Below are 20,233 nucleotides of genomic sequence, written 5' to 3' on the forward strand. Positions count from 1 at the left end.
ATCCATGTATATGACGCCGCGACCTGTCGCCCGGTCGCCATGGTCCTGCGCCTCGGCAAGACCCCGACGGGCGAGGAGATCCGCGGCTATCTGCGCCGCCTCGTGCGCCGCATCCGTGCCCGCTGGCCGACCACCCGCATCCTGATCCGCGGCGATGGCCACTATGGCCGGGCGCACGTCATGGCCAGGTGCGAGAACAACGGCGTCGACTACCCCTTCGGCCAACCCGGCAACAAGGTTCTGCAGCGGCTCGTCGACGAGAGCGCCGACGATATCCGCACCCGCCGCGCGCTCGAGCGGAAGTCGGTGCTGCGCGGCTATGCCGAAACCGCTACAAGGCGAAATCCTGGAAGACGAAACGTCGCGCCTGCGCTCGCATCGAGGCAACCACGATGGCCTCGACATCCGCTTCGTCGTCACCAATCTCGACAAAGGCTCCGCCGAGCACATCTACGACGTGATCTACTGCGCCCGCGGCCGGGCCGAAACCTGATCAAGATGCACAAGAGCCAGCTCGCCTCCGACCRTACCTCCTGCCGCTCACCGATTGCCAACCAGGTCCGTCTTGTCCTGCACACCGCCGCATACTGGCTGATGCTTACCCTGCGCGAAGGCGGTGCCCACGACGCATCATCTGCGCAGCGCCGAGTTGGCTACGCTGYGGCTCAGGCTGCTCAAGCTCGGCGCTCGACCGCGCATCAAGGCCCCACATATGGGCGCACCGGTCCCGCTGCGTGATATGTCTAAAAAACCGCTTGTCGCGTGGCCGTTCCACATATGTCGCTACAGCCAGCCAGCCAGTCAGCGCCTCAGTCGGGTTTGCAGTGCCAGCCGATCGACAACGAGGTTGTCGAGGTGCAGCACGCCCGGCCGTCGTCTTTGCGCCAGGCGCCTAACCAATGCCCGCGTCCCGTCCAGCACAAAGACACCGCAATCATAGCCGTTGCTCTGCTGGGTCATGCGGGCAGGCTCCAGACGAGCGCCCAGCCGTTGTGCGAGCAGTGCTRCAGGCCCGTCGTTGTATCCCACGGCGGAATCGTAGTGATAGGCAGCCGGCATTGCCCGTTCGCGACGATCAACGAGCAGCAGCGACCAATGGCTGCCGCGGCGATTGGGATCCGAAGCACTGGCATCGTTCAGCGGCAGGAACAGGAAGTCGGCTGTGTCATTACCATCCTGATCATAGACAATCTGCTGGAAGGCGCGCGCCGCCACGCTGTCGGAGCCCAAGCGCAGATGATAGTGGGCTATGAGCGGATCCACGAGCCGCGTGCGGGAGGCGAGATCCGGATTGTTCCGCTGCAGCTCCTGAATCAGAAGCGTGTAATCCGCCGCGATATGCTCGTCGCTCAGHCAATCCCTGGCGCCGAGTTCTAGCCCACCGTGGCCGTGGAACGAGGCTGTCTGATTCGACGCCGCTATCTGAGCATCCGCCGATGTGCTCGGAAACCCCGGTGCATAGTGAGCATCGTCACGCAACTCGTACGGGGTGGAGGGCAAATCAACCAGAGGGRAAAGACCGCGGTAGATGTCTGACGACGGGGACCTTGCAGACGAGGGCGCGGAGGACTGCATCTGCGTGGTAAGCCAATCCCAAGCTCCCTCGAACGGGGTAACCGGAGCTGAGGAAGGCTCTGCAAACGAGGGCGCGGAGCTCTGCATCTGCGTGCCGAGCCAATCCCAAGCTCCCTCGAACGGAGTATTCGGAGCTGAGGAAAGCTCTGCAGACGGGGGCGCGGAGCTCTGCATCTGCGTCCTGAGACAATCCCAAGCTCCCTCGGACGGAGTATTCTGAGCTGAGGGAAACTCTTGAAACGAGCTGGCGTGCTGGGCGCCTTCCCCGGCAAACGAATCCGCCTCCTCGGGACCCCGCAACCCGAGCGCTCTATTCGCCTCGACAAGTTGCAGGTATTGCCGAAGCATCGTGAAATCGGTTCCATAGAGCCGAGGTGAAACCTTCCTAAAGTTCTTGGCATCTGCGTTTAAGCCACGTCGCTGGTCAGCATCGTTAAGCCGGTCAACTATGTTGCTCTTACCTTCCCTTTGGAGCCAGTCACTGAAGGCACGAAGGCGGCTAGCCCGGTCTTGAAAAGGCAGCTTTTGCGCCGTAGTCGCATCTCCAAGTCCACGTATGGCTTCGTCCAGCATCGCGTCGATGACACGGGCGTCTGCGGGATAGGGGTGCAGGAGGTGCCGCCCCATGAGACGCGGGCCGGGCCCGATCTGTTCGAAGCCGCACCCTTCCGACATGAGCCTCCGGAGATGATTCAGCGTCGACTGAAGACGGTTCTCAGGGTCATTACCCTCGGCTTTATACAGGTCTAAATCGTCCGCCAGCGATTCATCTCGAAACCGAGAAGCCAACGGCTCCTTGTCGTTCTTATGGAGCCAGTTGGCGAATTTTTTTGCATGTATCAGGCTGCTGTCAATCGTGTTTTTGGGAACGCCGGCTTGCATGGCTGCCGTTTTGAACCGCGTCATAAGCGCATCGTCTTCGGCAGGGAGGGCAGCCAACCRCTGTCGGCGGTGGGGGTTGAAATTCGCGGCGCGTTCCTCGACTTTTGCGGCGTGGAACTCCTGGAGCACTGTCAACGCCGCATGGATACGCTTTGTGCCAGAGAGTGTCGCAAGTCGATTCAACTCCTCGGGGAGATCAAGCAAGCTGGTCAGCGTCAAGTCTTTGGACCAGAGCCATGTCCGGAACTGATGCAGCCTTCCCACCCACCAAGTAACGGTGTCTTTCGAACGGCCGGCGGATGTGGCCGCCTCCCTGAAGTCACCAATAAGCCTCTCGTCATCTGTGAGCTCAGCTGGTGGGAGATTGGTTTGTCGGATGTTTTCCAATGCCTCTATGATTTGATCTTTGATTTTCTTGCTGCCGGTAGAGTCAAATTGCTGCGCATACTCCCGTGCATCGTTGTCCAACTCATGGTCGTTCAGCCGGTCGGCAATTGGGTCCCTCTCGCGCTGGTTAAGCCATGCACTGAACTGGTGCAAATGAGATGCATTCCTCTGGGCAGTCTGCACGAAGGTGCTGCCGAGAGACGCCCTCAAAAACCTGGAAACAAGGATTTTGTCCGTCTCGAAGGGCTCGGTCGGGAGCCGTCGCTTCGCGTAATATATGCGAAGCTCTGAATGAACTACATCCGACGCCGACATGCCGGACGAATCCTCGCGACGACGCCCCGAAAAGGCTTTGGCGACACCTGACTTAACACTTGACCATAGGTGCCGGCCTTTGCCGTCCTTCGTCCGCACAGCAGGAGGCGCTCCCGAGGGCCCGGTGTAGCACGTGCTGCTGGACCCGCCATTTCGTGACTTGGACCGCTGAGGCATCCACATTGGATCCTCTATGTCAGCGCGCTGGGATGATCCATGCGACTTCGCAGGGCGAGTGTCAGGCATACTAGCTTCAGGGTAAGTAGTATCGCTGGGGCTCGCACCAGCGGAACTGAGCTGCAACTCGCTCAGTTGCTGTTCAAAACGTGCTTGATCCTCGGGCATGCCTCCCGATTGTTGCCGCACCCRCTGCTGTTCCTGCAGAGCAGCGTAGTCGCGCATCCAAGCGTCCGTATCAAACCATCCGTTGTGGGGCTCCAAATCACTCTCCATAGATGAGACAAATCACAGCTGGACCTAAGCTAAGCTCGGATGCGGAATTTGCATTCCGATCGAACCTAACGGCTCGAAGGCTTTGCGTTGTTCAACGTTCGGTATATCCCTCATTTAGCTGTCAGAAGGCTGACGAGCACGTTTGTAAGTGCCGGTAGTTTCACAGATGTTGGAGTGCGCGGCCTGTGAGTGGCAATGGCGGGGCTACTGATTTGCCATCTGACGTTTGATGTTCAAACTGGTTGCGAACTMGGATGGYTGAGYGGGAATGAACAGGGAGATATGATCTCCTCGAAGGCCGCTGACAGGCCGCTTCGACCGTCGCCGTGTCTATTGAGCTCTCGCCGCCTGCTTCCCACTTCCCATCGAGCGGATCGGGCCATTGCGGCTCGTCTTGTGGTCACGACACGCGCCCTGTTGCCCAGGACAGTGTCGACACAAATTTCCAGTTCTCTCAGGCTGCAGCCCGCGCCCCCGATGCCGCAGTAGTTCCAGTGGTCTTCGCTTTTGGCGATTTCAGCATTTTGGCCGAGCGCAGGTCAGGTTTATGTCAGGTAAGGACGGCTATGTGTGATGGTCGAAGCTTTGCCATTGTCTCAGGAAAACATTTTGCGAAAGATCAATGTCTGTCGGGTGCTACGGGTAGGATTGGGATGACCGCCAAAGAATGCGAAGCACCCCCGCGCGCAAGGTCATCACGCCGAGAAGGCGAAGCCAGAACCTGCGGGCGCGCAGAGGGACATCGTCGCCTTTGGCGCAGGGCTTGATGACTGCGGTTCCGTTATTTCCATGCCGCCGACGTGCGTGCGAAATCTCCTGCCGCGATTACTGCGTGTGCTTCGGATTAAGGGAAACTTTTGGGGACGGCCGCCGATGCCGTGCAAGCGATCGCATCCGGGCGATCGACAAGACCTCGAACGGAACCGATGGGGTCTCACGCATTGAGCTGACCAATGGGGCGGGTACTTCGGTCACATGCGCTTCGAGCGGCTAATGAGGGCATGGCCAGCGTCAGACTTTTCAAAATCCCGTTTCGTGAAGACCATCTTCGCCTGGATGCCCGGTCCATCGCAGCTCGCCCTACGGATGAGCGATCAGCCTCGACACTATAGGGGCRCATTGCCCGCATTGGAGATTGGATATGACGGGCATTGGACGATCTGGAAGATCGCACACGGGAGGTGCTGAGTCCGGCAGCACGCGGGGATCGAGYGGTCCGTGCCCGCAGTCAGGCCGCGCCCCCGAAGAAGGCAGTCAATCGTTCAATTCCGTCGTGCAGCGAATRCACTCTGGGCCTCAAAACCAAGCGACGTCTTCCGCTCCCATTGCGCCCCAAGCCGAAAATGCTGCTGGCGATCGCCCTGCCGGTCCCTCGCTTGGCTCACGCCGACTTTTGGCTGCTGCTCTAGGTCAAATCAGTGGGCGGCGTCGCCGTTTCCCCTCGGTGCCGGAGGGCGAGGGGCCAGCCCGAGAAGAAGGCTTGTTACATCCTGATGACGAATCCTGGCGCGGCGACCGATCAACCGGACCTTCATATACAGCCGCGCGCCCACCGCGCCAGCAAAGCGTGAGCGAACCGGCTGCCARACCGGGTGAACGGCCTATCGACGATAAAGCCGGGCGGGACGATCACGGCGGGATCTCGCAACGGAACGGACCAAGGCGGCAGCCCGGCGGCGAACCCTGCCGCAGCCATCAAGCGGCCGGAAGCTCTCGCATCGACGCGTTGCCGCCGCATCGACAAAGCATACCCGATATGGCTGCTAGATCAGGCGAGCGACCTATCGACCATGGAGCTAGGCGGGATGGCCGCGCTRCAAACTCGCAAGAACTGCTTAATGGYGCCCTACACGACATTGGTTTCGCTGGTGACATCCGCAAATTCTCAATGGCTGTGGTGCGCTATCGCAAAGAACTGAAGATGCCGGAACTTGCAACATTCCTGCAACAGGCCGCTGCCCAGTTCAAATCTCGATTTGTCACCAACTGGCAGCACGAGATCCGCGCCCRGCAAACATGGGGATATGCCACAGTTTGCAATGCAGTGAGCCGCGAGGAAGGCCCGGCAGGCATGGAAGCTTGCCGGGCCATGGCAGCTCAGCTGTCTACGTTTGCCCACGAACTCATTAATGTCGAGCCCAAAGCGCTTGCGCTCTTGGCGTTATCGTTCAGTCGATATCCACGGGTGCCGGCCTGCCAAAACGGAATGGGCAGCATTGCTGAATTTTGTTGCCAGCAAAGCGGAGTGCTTCGGGAACTCGACAGTCAAAGCCTGGCCCTGTTGGTGAACGGGTTCAGCAAATGGCCGGAACAGGAAAACTCACGCCTTGCCTCGGTCRCAGTCTCCGGTGAGGTCCGTCGCCGCGCCGAACGGACAAACGGCCTTGCTGGTTTTGAGCCACAGCATTTGGCGAATCTGGTGAACGGTTTCAGCAAATGGCCGCAAGAGACGGGGTGTGGCACGGCCACGGTTGCCATCGCCAGCGAGGTCGGCCGTCGCGCTGGCCTAGCCAACCGGCTCTGTGATTTTCATCCGCAGGAACTGGCCAATTTGGTGAACGGTTTCAGCAAATGGCCGGAAGCTGCAGGCTGCGGTGACGGCACAGRCGCGATCGCTGGTGAGGTGCTTCGCCGCGGCCCCAGCCGGCTCTCTGCTCTTGATTCGCAGAACTTGGCGAACTTGGTGAACGGTTTCAGCAAATGGCCGGAGAGGACAGGGTGTGGCGCGGCCACGGCGGCGATTGCCAAAGAAGTTCTTCGCCGCGGCGCCGATGCGTTATCTGATTTTACTCCGCAGGGTCTGGCAAACCTGGTGAACGGCTTCAGCAAGTGGTCTGACACAGGGGGGTGTGGTGCGGCCACCCTCGAGATCGCGGGTGAGATTCGTCGCCGCGCCACTGGAGCGGATCGGCTCGCCAATTTCACTCACCAGAACCTGGCAAACTTGGTGAACGCCTTTAGCAAGTGGCCTGGACAAGAGAGTTCACGCCTTGCCGCTGTCGCGATCGCCGGTGAAGTCCGTCGCCTTGCCAACCGGCTCTCGGGTTTTGATTCGCRGGACTTGGCGAACCTGGTGAACGCCTTCAGCAAGTGGCCTGCCGAGTTGTCATGTGCCGAAGCCACGGTCGCGGTCGCCTGTGAGATTCGTCGCCGCGCCGATAGGCTGGCCGATTTTACTCCGCAGGCACTGGCGAATCTGGTGAACGGCTTCTGCAAACGGCCGGACCAAGTGAGCTGTAGTAGCGCCACGGTCGCGATCGCTGGCGAGCTGGTTCGCCGCGGCCCCGRCCGACTTTCCAGTTTTGCCCACCAGCATCTGGCAAACCTGGTGAACRGGTTCAGCAAGTGGCCCGATCAGGYGAACTGCCGCGAGGCCGCGCTCGCGATCGCTGGTGAGGTTCTTTGCCGCCGTGCCCGCCGGCTCCCTGGTTTTGATTCGCGCGAGTTGGCGAACCTTGCGCTCGGTTTCAGCAAATGGCCAGATGAAGYAGCCTGTGGTGACGTGACGGTCGCGATCGCTGGTGAGATGCTTCATCGCGGGGACCGTGCCGATGAGCTATYTGCTTTCAGCCCGCAGGRTCTGGCACACTTGRCGACCGGTTTCAGCAAATGGCCAAAGCAGGCGGGTTGTGCTGCGGCCACCGTCGCTCTCGCCGGCGAGGTTCGCCGCCGCGCCGCCGCGCTGTCCGTCTTTGATCCCCAAGATCTGGCCAACCTGGTAGGTTGCTTCAGCAAATGGCCGGAACAGGTAGAGTGTCGCCGGGCTACCGTTGCGATCGGTTGCGAGATCCGGCGCCGCGCTGACCACGCTGGCCAGCTATCTTATTGTACCCCGCAGTCTCTGGCGAACCTGGTGAACGGCTTCAGCAAATGGCCGGATGAGACGGGCTGTTGCCAGGCCATAGTTGCGATTGCCGGTGAGGTTCGCCGCCGCCGCGCCCAGCTGACCGATTTTACTGCTCAGGAACATTCGAACCTGGTGAATGGCTTCAGCAAGTGGCCGGCAGAGGCGGGCTGTCGCGAGGCTACCGTCGCGATCGCCGGCGATGTGCTTCGCCGTACCGATCGCGCCGAGCAGCTATCTGCTTTCAATCCGCAGGATCTGGCAAATTTGGTGAACGGTTTCAGCAAGTGGACTGACGAGACGAGATGCGGGGACGCATCGGTCGCAATTGCTGCTGAAGTCCGTCGTCGCGCCGACCGCACCGGGGGGCTGTCCGATTTCTCCTCGCAGCAACTTGCTATTGTCCTGCATGGCTTCGGCAAATGGCCCGAACAACCGGTATGCCACGGGGCGATCATGGATATCGCGCGCGGGTTCGGCGCGGCGGGCCCAAGATTTAGCACCTTCACTACCGTCGCGCTCGGCACCATCGCCAATATCTTGGGGCGCGGCGTCGTACGGGGACAGGACGCCGGAGAGATTGCAGACACCGCTCTGCTGAGGGATCGGCTGCATCAGCTGGCCCATCATCTTCATTACGCCAGCGATCGCCTGGAGCAGGCCGATGCGCTAAGCATCGTGCATATCTTCAAGGCGCTGGCGAAGGCGCAGTTGCATGACGATTTGGGTCTGCTCGCACGGGCAGGCTTGGATCGGCTCGAGGCATTGCGTCGGACCTCTGGCTTTGCACCCGAGAACCTCGAGACCATGGGCAATCTCTGCGCCGCTCTGGTGCCTTTAGCGCGCAGCTCACAAAGGGCGTTGCGCTGGCACCGCAGGCAGACTTTGAACCTGCTGAACGACATTCAACCAGTCGTGGAGCACAAGATCAAGGCGCAACTGAAGGCAAGCGAGGCCGAGCGGATCGCTGGACCGAATTCGAGCCGCTGTCCCGCCTTGTCGATTTATCAAGTGCTCAAGGCTCGTGCTGTTCTTGAGGGGCTTTACAAGAGGCCCTACGTCGATGCCGAAAGTTCCACTTTGAAGCGGCGTCGGGATGAGCTGCATCGCGGAACCAGGGAGATCCTGGCCAGCACGCGCGGCCTCATCGAAGGCGACCTTTCAAACATGAGTTGGAACCTGATCGCGCAGATCGAGGCAGAGGGGCCGGTCGAGGCGCTGGACGAGTTCATGGCGCAGAATGCGGCACTGATCCAAGCTCGACATCCAGCCGCCGTCTTCGATGTCCATAAGGTATTGCGCGCTATGGATCACGAGCCRAGACCGCCGGAGGGTGATGCGGGGCTGATGCAGTTGCCGGTGGTGGACATGCAGGGGCGGCGATTGCCGACGGAGCCCGAGACGCGCTATTCCACTTTCCATCRCCTGACCTCGGGGGCGGTGAAGGTGGTCGCGGTACAACTGCCGGGAAAGCCGAGCGCCTTCATGCTGGGACGGACATTGAGCGTCGAGGGTGTGCCATACCGGATGGATCTATTCGGCGGCAGCAAGTCAAAACCGCCGAAAAAGACCCTCGCCCAGATCGCCGCCSGCGCTCCAGGCGAAACGGCGGCTCAGGCGCTCGGGGGRAAGCTGCTGGCAATTCCATATGCCGAAACCGCTCCGGGTACGGCGTTCGAGCAGCTGTCGCGATACTGGGCGCCATTCAAGGAAGCCTATTATTACACGCAGCGTCGAGGCTTTGCCGCGCCCCCGGCGGTCAAAGGTCTAGGGCCCCACGACTACGCACTCGAAGGAGCCTTCAAACTGTCACTGCTGCCGGACCGTCCCACGGGCGAGGCGCACCCCTTCAGGCTGACGGGGCCGGAAGGCCCGATCGCCTTGAGACCGCATGACGGTTGCGGCTTCATCAAGGCTTCGTTGGCCGAGCGTATGCCGGCTGTTCGTCGGGCCGCTCAAGGCCAAGGTCTCGATCGGGTGGCTGCTTTTGCTGAGGCAAGGAGATCGTCCGTTCMTGCCTCGGCGCTGCAACATTATCCGCGCAGCGAGCTGGTGGYGGATGAGACGCGCGAKAAGGCCAAGACCTGGCTCGACAGCAGAGAAGGACAAGAGCTGGGGGCCGAGGATCTGTTTCGCACCGTGACGGCCGGACACATCGACGCTCCCGGCGCGGTCGCCGTACCGTCCAGTGATGATTGCGTCCATGTGCCCACGCTCARGAGCGAGACCTTGACGGGGAGGGATGGCGTRCTGATCGRGCGARCCCCCTATGACAAGGCTAACCTGCGGCCATTTGGCGCCAAGCAAGTCAGGTCGGCAGGTGACGGGGATCCGACTGCCGCCTTCCTGGACGGCTGCGTAGCCATTCAATACAGTTTCAATGTCGCTGAGAAGAACGGGAAAGAACTGGCGGGCGACGATCCGATGTTTTTTGCCAAAGGCATTCTGATCGTCGTGYCAGATAAGATGTGGCCGGCCGACTACRCCGAGCGTGAGCTGGTGCTGTCCRCCGAAGACGTCAAATCGCATTCGAGCTGGACACACGGCAAGGATCGCGCCAAAGTGGACACGCCGGTCGACAGTATAGGCATTCTACAGGCGACGGAGGTGTTTGCTCCGGGCTCTTTGGTTGCTATCCCGACCAGTGAACAGAAGAAGCTTGACGGCGACTTCGACGGGGACGCGGTCATCATCATCGGCGACCGACCGCAGCTTTATGAGCATGTGCGGCAGTTCGATGAGAAGGAGCAAGAGCGCGGCGTTCGCTCACTCAAGCCGGCGAAGTCGCATACTCCGGCGCTTAAGGACGATAGCTACCAGTTCAGTCGTGCCCGCCAGATCCTTGCCACCACACAGGACGTCCTGGAAACCTATAGCTGCCTGCAACGAAACTTTCTGGCGCAGTCCGACGAGGCGCGACGCTGGTTTGCCGAGCGTTCTGTCTTCGGCACCTACGAGGGYATTCACCACGAGCTCAGGCGGGACATCGCGAACCTGTTGAACGCGGAAGAGGTGCGGGGCCAGGACATCCAGGACACACTCGCCAGGGCGAGGCAGGAGATCGAGGTCGCCCGGCATCCCGTCGCGCGCGAGATGGCCGCCTTGCTCGTGACCGAGCTCGCGGCATGGGCGGGGAAGGCGGATCAGCAAAACTTGTCCGCAACCGTCGAGACCGTGGACGATTTAAGCCCGTCAGTGAGCCCAGCGCTTGCAAACCTTTTCCAGGAATTGGCGGAGAGCTATCCGGCAACGTCCCAGCCTCGCGACCGCGTCCAGCTTTTGCTCGACCACACTCAAGCCCGGATAGATCCTTCCCCGGATGGCTACAATCCGGACGACCTCGTCGAGAGCACAAGCAATCTGCTGAGCCTCGGCATTAAAGTCGGGACGGATGCTTATAAATCCGACACCGGCACCCGCCGGTTTCTGAAAAAAAGCCATGAGCTGCAGCGGCTCCTATGCCAGACGCCAGGCTTGCAGCCCGTGCCCTACGTCAAGAGCATGGCGGCGACACTCAGCCAGGGCAGGTTCGATGTCGATGCGACGTTGGAGGAACTGAAGGACAATCCCACGCTGGCGGCCGGTGTCATGGAGGCTTCGATCAAATTCGCCGCACAGAACGGCCTGTTGCCCGAACGCTCCGGCCGCCGCCCTGCCACAGTGGATTCCGATATGACGGTAACGCTGAGYCGCCAGGAAGCATCGGAGYAGRCCAAAATCGAGGCGAGGCGCGCGAGAGTTGAAGAGGAGGCAATCACCGCAGCARCAATCTCGGTTGCCGAGAGCCTCAGGCAGACCGGCATCCCGGTGAACATGCCTCATTTCGATCGCCGGGTGCGATCGGAAGGCTCGATGGCTGACCAGCTCACCGGATTGAACGCCCCCTCTGGCAGCGCGCCGCAGCTGATTAGCAACGCTGTCCGCCACATCTTCGAACTCCCCGACCAGGATTTTACCCGTGGCTTTAAGAAAGCCATCCTGGCCTTCGACGAGCGCGGCTACGCCGAACGCCACACAAGCAACTGGTTCAGGATGCGCAATCCGACTTTCAGCGGCATCCAGAGCGTGYTCGCCACACCGCATGGTTATCGCTTCCAGGTTGAGTTCCATACGCCGGCTAGCTACCAAGCCAAGCTCGCCAATCATCACACATACAAGCAGCTGGACAAGCTGCGGCGGGTGGGTGGGGATGTTCCTGCGGAGCAACTCATGCAGCGCGTCATGGAAAACTGCCAAGCCGTCCCAGTCCCCGATGGCGCTCTCGCCGTGCTTCATTGGGAAGCCGAAGGTGAGCGCGGGGCAAGCGTCACTGCAGCCCTGAAATTGCGACCTGTCGGGCAATCGAATATGCCGCAAACCGTCGGGTCATCACAGGCGAAGGAAGTCCTCGCGGCCCTCGGCGGTCGGCCGGTCGTACTCGTTGGCATGCCGGGCGCCGGAAAATCCAGCATCGGCCCAGCTCTCGCGAAGCGACTGCAGCTTCCCTTCCGCGACACGGACGAAATCATCGAAAAGCAGACCYACAAATCGATCTCGCAAATCTTCGAAGAGCAAGGCGAGGCCTACTTCAGGGAGATGGAGGCGAAACTGATCGCCCGTCTGCTGGAGGCAGAGCCCGCGGTGATCGCCACCGGCGGCGGCGCGTTCATGCATGAGCAGAGCCGCCGTCTCATCAGCGACAAGGCGGTCTCGATCTGGCTCGATACCAAGCTGGAGGTGATCAAAAAGCGCCTCAAAAGGGATACCAGCCGCCCGCTGCYGCGAGGCCCTGACCAGGAGCAAAAGCTCGCCCAACTGATCGATGAGCGCAGACCATTCTACCAACAAGCCGATCTCACCTTCGTCCCGCCTCACCAGCAAGACAAAAAGAACGCGGATCCATGCCTCAGCGCGGTACACGCCCATCTGTGCCGAACGCGGCCGCCAATCAGCAGGTCGCCGATAGGGTCGCATCACCAGGATAAACCGTAGACAAAGCACAGGAACTGAAGGGAGCGCATGAATGAGCCCTCTGTATCTTTTCAAGTCGCTGGGCAGTGAAAACGCCGATACGAGAGTGTAATAACCGCCGAAACGAAGTCAGGGGCCATCGTCGATGGCCTCATCGCGGGCCGGATTTGTTCACGACCCAAAACGCCGCCGCTGCCGCCAAGCGCTCGCCGGCAAAAGCATTCGCTGACTTGCGTCTGAAAGGACAAAGCACCGTTCCGCACCCACGCCATATGCCTATGGACCGCCAGCTTAGCGGCGATCGTGAACGGGTCGATAACGATGACGCGTCGAGTCCCTTGCCATATCAATTCATCGATCGGCAGAGTTCGCATACTCCGAACGCTTCACATCAAATCTGTTCAATTGCGGCACCGAGCATGACTGCCCCTTCCGATCCCACCTTGCCGGGTAAATGGCGCCTTTAAAGCCGCCGCGCCTCGATATGAGCAGRCCAGCCCGTATACGACCTTCAGTTTTTTGTGACAGCGTCTCTTCGTTTTTTTTGGGACCGTCAGCTTCTCGAAAGCTCGCGCTCTTACCTTGAGCAAGTCGATTTTGAACACTGCATCGCAGCCTCTTGATGGCAATAAAGAAACCGAGGTACCTGATGGTCGGAGCAATTAGAGGTGGAGGTGGCGGCACCGGTGCGTCCTTGGATCGAGCGGGCCATGGGGATAGGCACGATGAGCCCGGCGGGCCTTCTGGTGGTGGCCGACCGATTGGGGAGGGCGGACGGGACAGCGGTCCGGTTAGTTCTGGAAATGACCCGCAATCGGTAGATCAGAGTGCGGCATTCCAAAGTGTTCTGAGTTCCATTGCAGTACAAATGGTGAGCGATTCCATGGCTGATTTCGATGACGCCATGGGTGATACGGAAGAGGATGCCTGACGCCGGATTCTTCGGCGTCAGGTGTGTAAGCCGTCAAGCACGGCACAATTCGAACGGAAAGGTAAAACGATATGTCWAAAGTTGCTCCCGCTGGTGGTGGTGCTGCTCCTGCCCTTGGCAATATGGCTAATGAAGGGGCTGGGGCTGCCGCCTTCCAGTCGCAAATTGCGGCGCTCACGGCAATGAGCGCAGAGGCCACGGAACGGAGTGTGATGCTGCGCACCGTTACGACCAACCTTCAAACGGTCAAGAAGGTGGCCGACGAGCGCGTTCAGTAACATTGCAAGCGGGACGTAGCGTCGTCCCGATCGCTGTCTTGGCGATGCAATGTGGACAYAAAGTGAGCYGTACGGCCATGGCTGTACGGCTCATCTCCTTGTGCGGGAGAGTTCCGTGAATGACGCCATTTCTATCGATTTCGAAGTGCTGTCGGGTCTCTATTCTGGGCTGACTGGTAATGCGCCTCTGGGGCCGAATGTAATCGGTAGTGGTCTTGAATCCGATATAATTTTCATCGAGCAAGGGCTAGAGCCGCGTCATCTTCGTGTCAGTCTTCTTGGCAATTCGATTGAGGTCGAGGCCCTTGCGGATGGGATCCGCATAGAGGGCAACCAAAATATCGCCGTAGGCGAGCGCGTTGTTGTCTCTCTTCCTGTCGTCATTCATGTGGGCGCGATGTCCATTCTCTGGTCCATTCAAGATGYGGGGGAGAAGCGCCCCATTGGCATGCGTCGCCTCTCAATGCCAGTGATAGCCGTTGTCTTGGTGAGCTRCATTGGCCTCGGTGCGCTCTCAACCATTTTTTCCCTCTACGGCAGTACCAGCGGATTGAGCGCCAATCCTACTAACCCCACACCTATATCGAAGGTAACCATCAAGCGCCCTGGTGATCAGAGCGTCCAGTTAGCGGCGAAAGCGCTGCAAGACGAAATTGATCGGGCGCAGTTATTCGATATCAAAATCAAATCCGCAGACAGTGTTGTTACCGCCGAGGGCACCGTCAYGCCTGTCTTGGTCTCCAAATGGCAGAAGATCCAACAGCGGTTCGATCATCGCACAAATGGAGCGCTAACACTCGTGAACGGTGTGGTGATCAAAGAGGACAAGGCACCATCYGCAATCCCCATTGAAGCTGTGTGGCGCGGGAATCTTCCACATCTTCTGATCGGTGGGCAGAAGTATTTCGTGGGAGCTCTATTGGATAATGGATGGATGGTCGATCGGATCGAGGACGCTCAGGTGCTGCTGAGCCGAAATGGCCGCGTTGCTGCGCTCCCTTATTAAACTCCCAGGTTCGGTAGGAGAACTCCATGGTCAAGATGTCCAGCTTCCCTGTCGGCTCCGGCACCTCGGCGCACGATCTTACCATTGAGCCTGCAGGAGCAGCCGAGCCGGCCAATGGTGAAACCAAAAAGATGGAATTCGATCGCGCTCATGCAAATCGCAGCAAGAAGCATGCATCGACTTTGYGGCGTGCGCACGCGCACGATATGCCGCTCGCACGCACGGCCAACGGATTGTTGGGAATTAGTGAAATCGAGGCGGTCACGTCCGTCAGCCCGAGCGAGAGCTTTCAGATCAGTGAGATCGACCCCCGCGCTGCAGCGGCCGCTCTTTATGGCCATACTCTCGCACGTAGCCAGCTCTCCTTCATCATGCCACGCATACGTCATCCGGAAATCCTGCGCGAAGGGAAGCGTAGTGTTCTTCTGGAGCGCTTGGTCAAGGCGCTAGCGGCGGTACCTGAGGATTYGGTGGCGCGTGAAGGTATTGCCRCCCTCCAAGAGGAGTTTCGGCGGCTGGTGCTGTTGYGAGTGAACCGGAACAGCTTGATCAAGGCGAGCGAAGGTCGACCTGGATGAAGAATAGAACTTCAATGTTGGGTTATCTCGTCGGGACACACGTTGCCAAAGACCGGTGATGTCGTGCTGATTTCCGAGCAGGAGCGAGATTTGCTCTGCGCCCTTTCCTATACCCACCTTGCTTGTGGGCAGAGCGCCCAAAGCCTAGCCTTGTTGCGGCTCGCCGTCAGCGACAATTCTCAAGATGTCAACCTGCTACGGATTTTCGCCTATGCGTTGATTGCTGAGGGTCTCGGCGATGAAGCATTGACGATCCTGGACAGGCTGGACGTACTTGATGACCAGCAATCTTCTCGCGTCCCTTTGACTCTCATGCGCAGCCATGCGCTGCTGCGAGCCCGTCGCATGGACGAGGCGCGAGCGGTCTTCCAAAGCTACGTTTCACTTCGCAGCAGCACAATTCTTCTCAAACAAACATAAAGAAGGTCGCGATGGCGAACCTCATGCGCAACTTCATCGCGCGAGCGCCGRCCAACCCGGATCTAATGGTCGCGTTAATGCTGCTTCTGGCGATCGGTATGATGATCATGCCAATCCCAATCGGCGTCGTGGACGTCCTGATCGGATTCAACCTCGGATTCGCCATACTTCTTCTAATGGTTGCCCTGTATGTCGGCACGCCACTTGAACTTTCTTCCCTGCCCGGCGTCATTTTGATCTCCACGGTGTTCCGCCTCGCGCTTACCATTGCAACGTCGCGACTAATCCTTGCGGAAGGGGAGGCCGGTAGCATCATCCATACGTTCGGCGACTTCGTAATCTCAGGCAACATCGTTGTAGGTTTTGTGATCTTTCTAGTGGTGACCATGGTCCAGTTCATGGTTCTCGCAAAGGGTGCCGAACGCGTTGCAGAAGTGGCGGCGCGATTCACGCTCGACGCTCTGCCAGGCAAGCAAATGGCGATCGATGCCGAGCTAAGGAACGGCCACATCGATGAGAATGAATCTCGTATGCSGYSYKCYRYKTKRRARAAARAAAGCCAACTTTATGGCGCTATGGACGGGGCCATGAAGTTCGTGAAGGGCGATGCCATCGCCGGGCTGGTGGTTATCTGTATCAACTTGCTGGGCGGAGTTTCCATCGGGCTGTCCAAGGGGTTGCCCTTCGGCGAGGTGGTGCAGCAATATACTCTGCTGACCGTAGGTGATGCATTAATCTCACAGATTCCAGCACTGYTGCTGTCGATTTCATCGGCGACCATAGTCACGCGTGTGGGCGGGGCCGGGAGACTCAACCTTGGTGCCGACATTGCCGGCCAGCTCACCGCCAATACGCGCGCGTTGAGGCTGGCTGCTGGTGTCTTGGTTGCGATGGGGTTTGTTCCTGGCTTCCCTCTGCCCGTCTTTCTCGTGTTGGCTGCGTTCTTCGCGGCGGCAAGTTTTACCAAAGGTGATAAGCAAAACGGCGACAATGCCACTACTACCACCGCAGCTCCAGGGAAGCCAAAAAAGCAAACCCCACCTCCGGAAGGAGGTCCGATCACCCTGCTCCTTGCACCGAGCCTTGGAGATGCGATCAACGAAGCCGAATTGCAAAAGCACATTGAGCGCGTTTCGGAACTGGTCTCATCTGACCTCGGCATCATTGTTCCCCGCATCCCTGTTGCAGTCGAACAGCAGTTGCCGGAGTCGCAGTTCAGGATAGATGTCGAGGGCGTGCCGGTCGAACAGGATGCGATTGATCCGACGCAGCTAAGGCTTACTGACGATCTGGCCAATATTGAATTGAGCGGCATCCCCTTCCAGCATGACCCAGAAGCGGGCAAGATCTGGGTCGAACAAAGCCATGCATCGGCTCTCAATGACGCCGRCATCGGCTATCACAGTCCCATCGAACTTATTGCATCGCGAGTCCAGGCAACGCTCACGCGGCGTGCGCGGCGCTTGGTGGGCATCCAAGAGACCCGTGAATTACTGGGCCGAATGGAGCRGGAATATGCCGAGCTAGTGAAGGAGGTGCTACGCACGACGCCGGTCCCCCGGGTCGCTGATGTCCTGCGCCGTCTACTGGACGAAGATATCCCGATCCGCAACACCCGCCTCGTCTTGGAGGCGTTGGCCGAATGGGGGGAGCAGGAGCAAAACGTCGCATTGTTGACGGAATATGTTCGCTCCGGTCTGACGCGGCAGATCTGTCATCGTTTTGCTAACGCTCAGGGTGTCCTGCCCGCCTTTATTATCGAACGTGAAACCGAGAATTTGGTGCGCGGTGCGATACGTGATTCGGCTGTTGGTCCCTACCTCGTATTAGGGGATGCGCAAAGTGAGATGCTGCTGTCACAAATGCGGCAGATCCATTCGAACCCTGCGCCGGGTCAGCGCCATCCTGTCATATTGGCTTCAATGGATGTCCGACGCTTCGTCCGCGGTTTCCTTACCCGCAACGGGATCGATCTCGTCGTTTTGTCTTATYAGGATCTGGATTCGGAGTTTACGATTCAGCCGGTCGGATCCGTCAAGCTCACCGCCGCAACGAATCACGAAACGTCGGGAGAGCGTAACAATTTGCGCGTTGAGCCCAGCTGAAATCGTAGCATCAGTCGTAAGGATAGCGGCATTCCCATGAGAACAGCAGTCGTTGCGCAGTTGCGTTCAGTTCGTCTGGCGTCAATTCCCTTCGCAATACTTACCATTCTTCCTCTCGGTGGTTGCACTAGCTGGGGCCCACAAGGTCTTTCAGTGAAGGAGACGCCGTCACCCGAATTGCTCGGCGCCAAGGATATCAATCCGGGAATGCGCGAACGCATCTTGAGCTCCGTTGGTCAGGATGCTCATGAGCGGGCTTTGCGGGATCAGCTGCAGCAGCAACCAGGCAATGTCGACGCGGCGATAGAGCTTACGAAAGCCCTACTAGCAAGGAAACTCCCGAACGAGGCGCTCCAGGTGCTCGATGGGGTTTTGATTGCGGCTCCCGGCAACTTGCGCACATTGAACGCGAAGGGAGTTGTGCTCGATATATGCGGACGGCATGGCGCGGCCCAAGCGCTATATCGCCAAGCTCTCAGGAAAGAACCCGGGAACCAGATGTTGGTCAACAACCTTAACCGGTCGCTCGCGCTTGACGAGAAGTCAGGACGGAGTGCGCCGGCACGATCGCGGTAGACTGGCATTCGCGCGGAAGCTCATCGCACGCACCAACATAGTCGCAGCAGCTTTCATCAGTGGTTCCCGCAAAACCTGACGAGCCCGAAATCAGCGCGAAAAGTCTTGGTCCATAGGTACGTGAATTGATCTCTCAAATGCTTGGATCCAGAAAGTGGACGCCTTCACGGTAATCAAACAGAGTATGTCTCCGAACGTACGTTCCTCTTCGGTCTTGAAACTTGGAGGTGCAGAAGAGGGTGTTTATCGCTGCGACATAAGAAGTCGTTCAGGAACGGCACGGCATTTTGTTGTCAATGAAGAACTGGCGCGTGTCTCTGTCGTTCARCAAGAGCGTCCGGTGGGAATTCTTTCGAGTGTCTATTTTTGTGAAATAGGGCGTACCTTTCAGCTGGCCGACTGGCGCGAGKGGCTATGAAAAAGGGGCCTCTATCCGACCTCTTAGTCGAACGGTTTGAGACGATGCCGCCTCAGCTCCAGCGGRCTGCCCGGTTTGTGTTGGACCATCCGCAGGACGTCGCGTTAATGTCCATGCGCGAGCTAGCGCATTTAGCGGGTGTGTCCCACACGACCATGATGAGGCTAGCGCGATGGCTCGACCTCGACCGCTACGAAGACATGCGCAGCGTTTATGCGAAGGCCCTGCGCACGTCTGCCGAATCGCCGCTGCCTGAGCCTCGGCAAGATGGCGATGGCAGTTACTCAACGGTCGGAGTCGTCGCGGGCACGCTGGCAGCCGAAATCGCGAGGCTCGGGGAATGTGCGAACGCGATGCAGCTGACGGCTGCTGCCAGTGTCCTTGCCGAGAGCCGAAATCTCTTCTGCCTTGGCTTGCGCGCAGAGCATCCAGTGGCACAGCATTTTGYCTATACGCTGTCGCGGCTCGGCCGGCAGGYGGTCGTTCTTGATGCGGCCGGGGGACTCGGCATCGATGCCTTGCGAGGTGTCGGGAGAGGCGACGTAGTACTRGCGGTAGGCATCGAGCCTTACTGTCGTGCAACCATCGAAACGGCTAGGCAAGCAGCGCGCCAAGGAGTGGCTGTGTTTGCCATCACCGACAGCAGCGTATCGCCGCTCGCCCGTGTGGCCAAGGCAAGCGTCATTGTAATTAGCAATCCACAATCCTTCTTCAAAAGTATCGCGCCGGCTCTGGTAGCAAGCGAGATCTTGGCCAAGTTGATCGCTGCCAACTCCGGAATGAATGTCGATGAGGTCGTGAAGGAAATCGAGCGCCAGCTCGCGGAGCTCGATGTCTTCTGGAAACCGCCCATAGTGGGAAGCGCAGAGGGCGTGCGAAATGTAATCCAACCGCTGGAACCGCGATTAGCGCGTTTCCGGAAATTACTTGATGATTACCCGCGTGATTATGTGCGCAAAGCGACATGGAAGGGTACGCTTATCGCAAGCGCCTGGACGGCTCGGCATGGTACCAAACCCTGCACGTGCGGAGAAACGATTTGAGCATGAAAATGGAAGCGAACTCCAGCCTGCTAAACCTCGCCCGCAACCCACCCCGGAGCTCGCCATTGGCCGTCCAGGCCTGCGGATTCCAACGTGAAGCCGGCCGCCGTTCCGATCAAACACCGCCACCATTCCGGTATGAAGCCGGCCACCATTCCAACCAAAGACCGCCCGTTTTCGGCACTGAAGATAACCTCCTGCGTCAGCAACTTTGGCATCAATTACCTCGCGATGAACGAGGAGATTGTGATGCCGGCAAAGAGAAGGCTGACCATGAGAGTGTTGAGACAAATGCTTCGGCTTACCGGAAGCGGGACCAGCTAGATTGTGATCGTGCTGGGAATAGCATGCAGTACGGTGCCGGATAATCTGGCGCGCAGCGGCAATCGCGTTGAGCTGGCCCCAGCCAGGCGAGCTGACCGATGACGCAGCTGCGCGTCACACCGCGGGCATCAAGCGGCAGATGCGCCGC

At 59.1% G+C, this 20,233-nt stretch carries 9 protein-coding genes and 1 pseudogene; 9 read left to right on the plus strand and 1 reads right to left on the minus strand.

Annotated features, from left to right (window positions below; genetic code table 11):
• Positions 1-39 precede the first annotated feature (39 nt).
• Entirely contained in the window at positions 40-738 is a 699-nt protein-coding gene (locus tag LCM4576_RS35240) for a transposase (protein WP_407067405.1), read from the plus strand.
• 63 nt (positions 739-801) lie between these two features.
• Here the strand turns inward: LCM4576_RS35240 and LCM4576_RS36030 are convergent, their stop codons facing one another.
• Entirely contained in the window at positions 802-2,997 is a 2,196-nt protein-coding gene (locus LCM4576_RS36030) for a Ulp1 family isopeptidase (RefSeq protein WP_157901238.1), read from the minus strand.
• 2,503 nt (positions 2,998-5,500) lie between these two features.
• Between LCM4576_RS36030 and LCM4576_RS25595 the strand changes: the two genes are divergently transcribed.
• From LCM4576_RS25595 to LCM4576_RS36925, 8 genes and pseudogenes are all read left to right on the plus strand, one after another.
• The gene (locus tag LCM4576_RS25595; protein ID WP_244510922.1) at positions 5,501-12,427 is read left to right on the plus strand and encodes a shikimate kinase; all 6,927 of its coding nucleotides are present in this window, start codon (positions 5,501-5,503) and stop codon (positions 12,425-12,427) included.
• Between the two features lie 1,303 nt (positions 12,428-13,730).
• Entirely contained in the window at positions 13,731-14,621 is an 891-nt protein-coding gene (locus tag LCM4576_RS25605) for a hypothetical protein (protein WP_071035301.1), read from the plus strand.
• A gap of 26 nt (positions 14,622-14,647) precedes the next feature.
• Complete coding sequence (locus LCM4576_RS25610) at positions 14,648-15,199, plus strand: hypothetical protein (protein ID WP_071035297.1); 552 nt, start codon at positions 14,648-14,650, stop codon at positions 15,197-15,199.
• 42 nt (positions 15,200-15,241) lie between these two features.
• Entirely contained in the window at positions 15,242-15,619 is a 378-nt protein-coding gene (locus LCM4576_RS25615; protein ID WP_096874933.1) for a M48 family metallopeptidase, read from the plus strand.
• An 11-nt stretch (positions 15,620-15,630) separates the two neighbouring features.
• Positions 15,631-17,724 (plus strand): annotated as a pseudogene (sctV, locus tag LCM4576_RS25620) (type III secretion system export apparatus subunit SctV).
• Positions 17,725-17,877: 153 nt separating this feature from the next.
• Complete coding sequence (locus LCM4576_RS25625; RefSeq protein ID WP_082047141.1) at positions 17,878-18,300, plus strand: tetratricopeptide repeat protein; 423 nt, start codon at positions 17,878-17,880, stop codon at positions 18,298-18,300.
• Positions 18,301-18,762: 462 nt separating this feature from the next.
• Positions 18,763-19,761, plus strand: a complete 999-nt coding sequence (locus tag LCM4576_RS25630) for a MurR/RpiR family transcriptional regulator (protein ID WP_244510923.1) — start codon at positions 18,763-18,765, stop codon at positions 19,759-19,761.
• A gap of 93 nt (positions 19,762-19,854) precedes the next feature.
• Positions 19,855-20,085, plus strand: a complete 231-nt coding sequence (locus LCM4576_RS36925) for a hypothetical protein (RefSeq protein ID WP_198540315.1) — start codon at positions 19,855-19,857, stop codon at positions 20,083-20,085.
• Positions 20,086-20,233: the final 148 nt, after the last annotated feature.

This window comes from Mesorhizobium sp. LCM 4576 (assembly GCF_001854815.1).
Taxonomy (GTDB): Bacteria; Pseudomonadota; Alphaproteobacteria; order Rhizobiales; family Rhizobiaceae; genus Mesorhizobium; species Mesorhizobium plurifarium.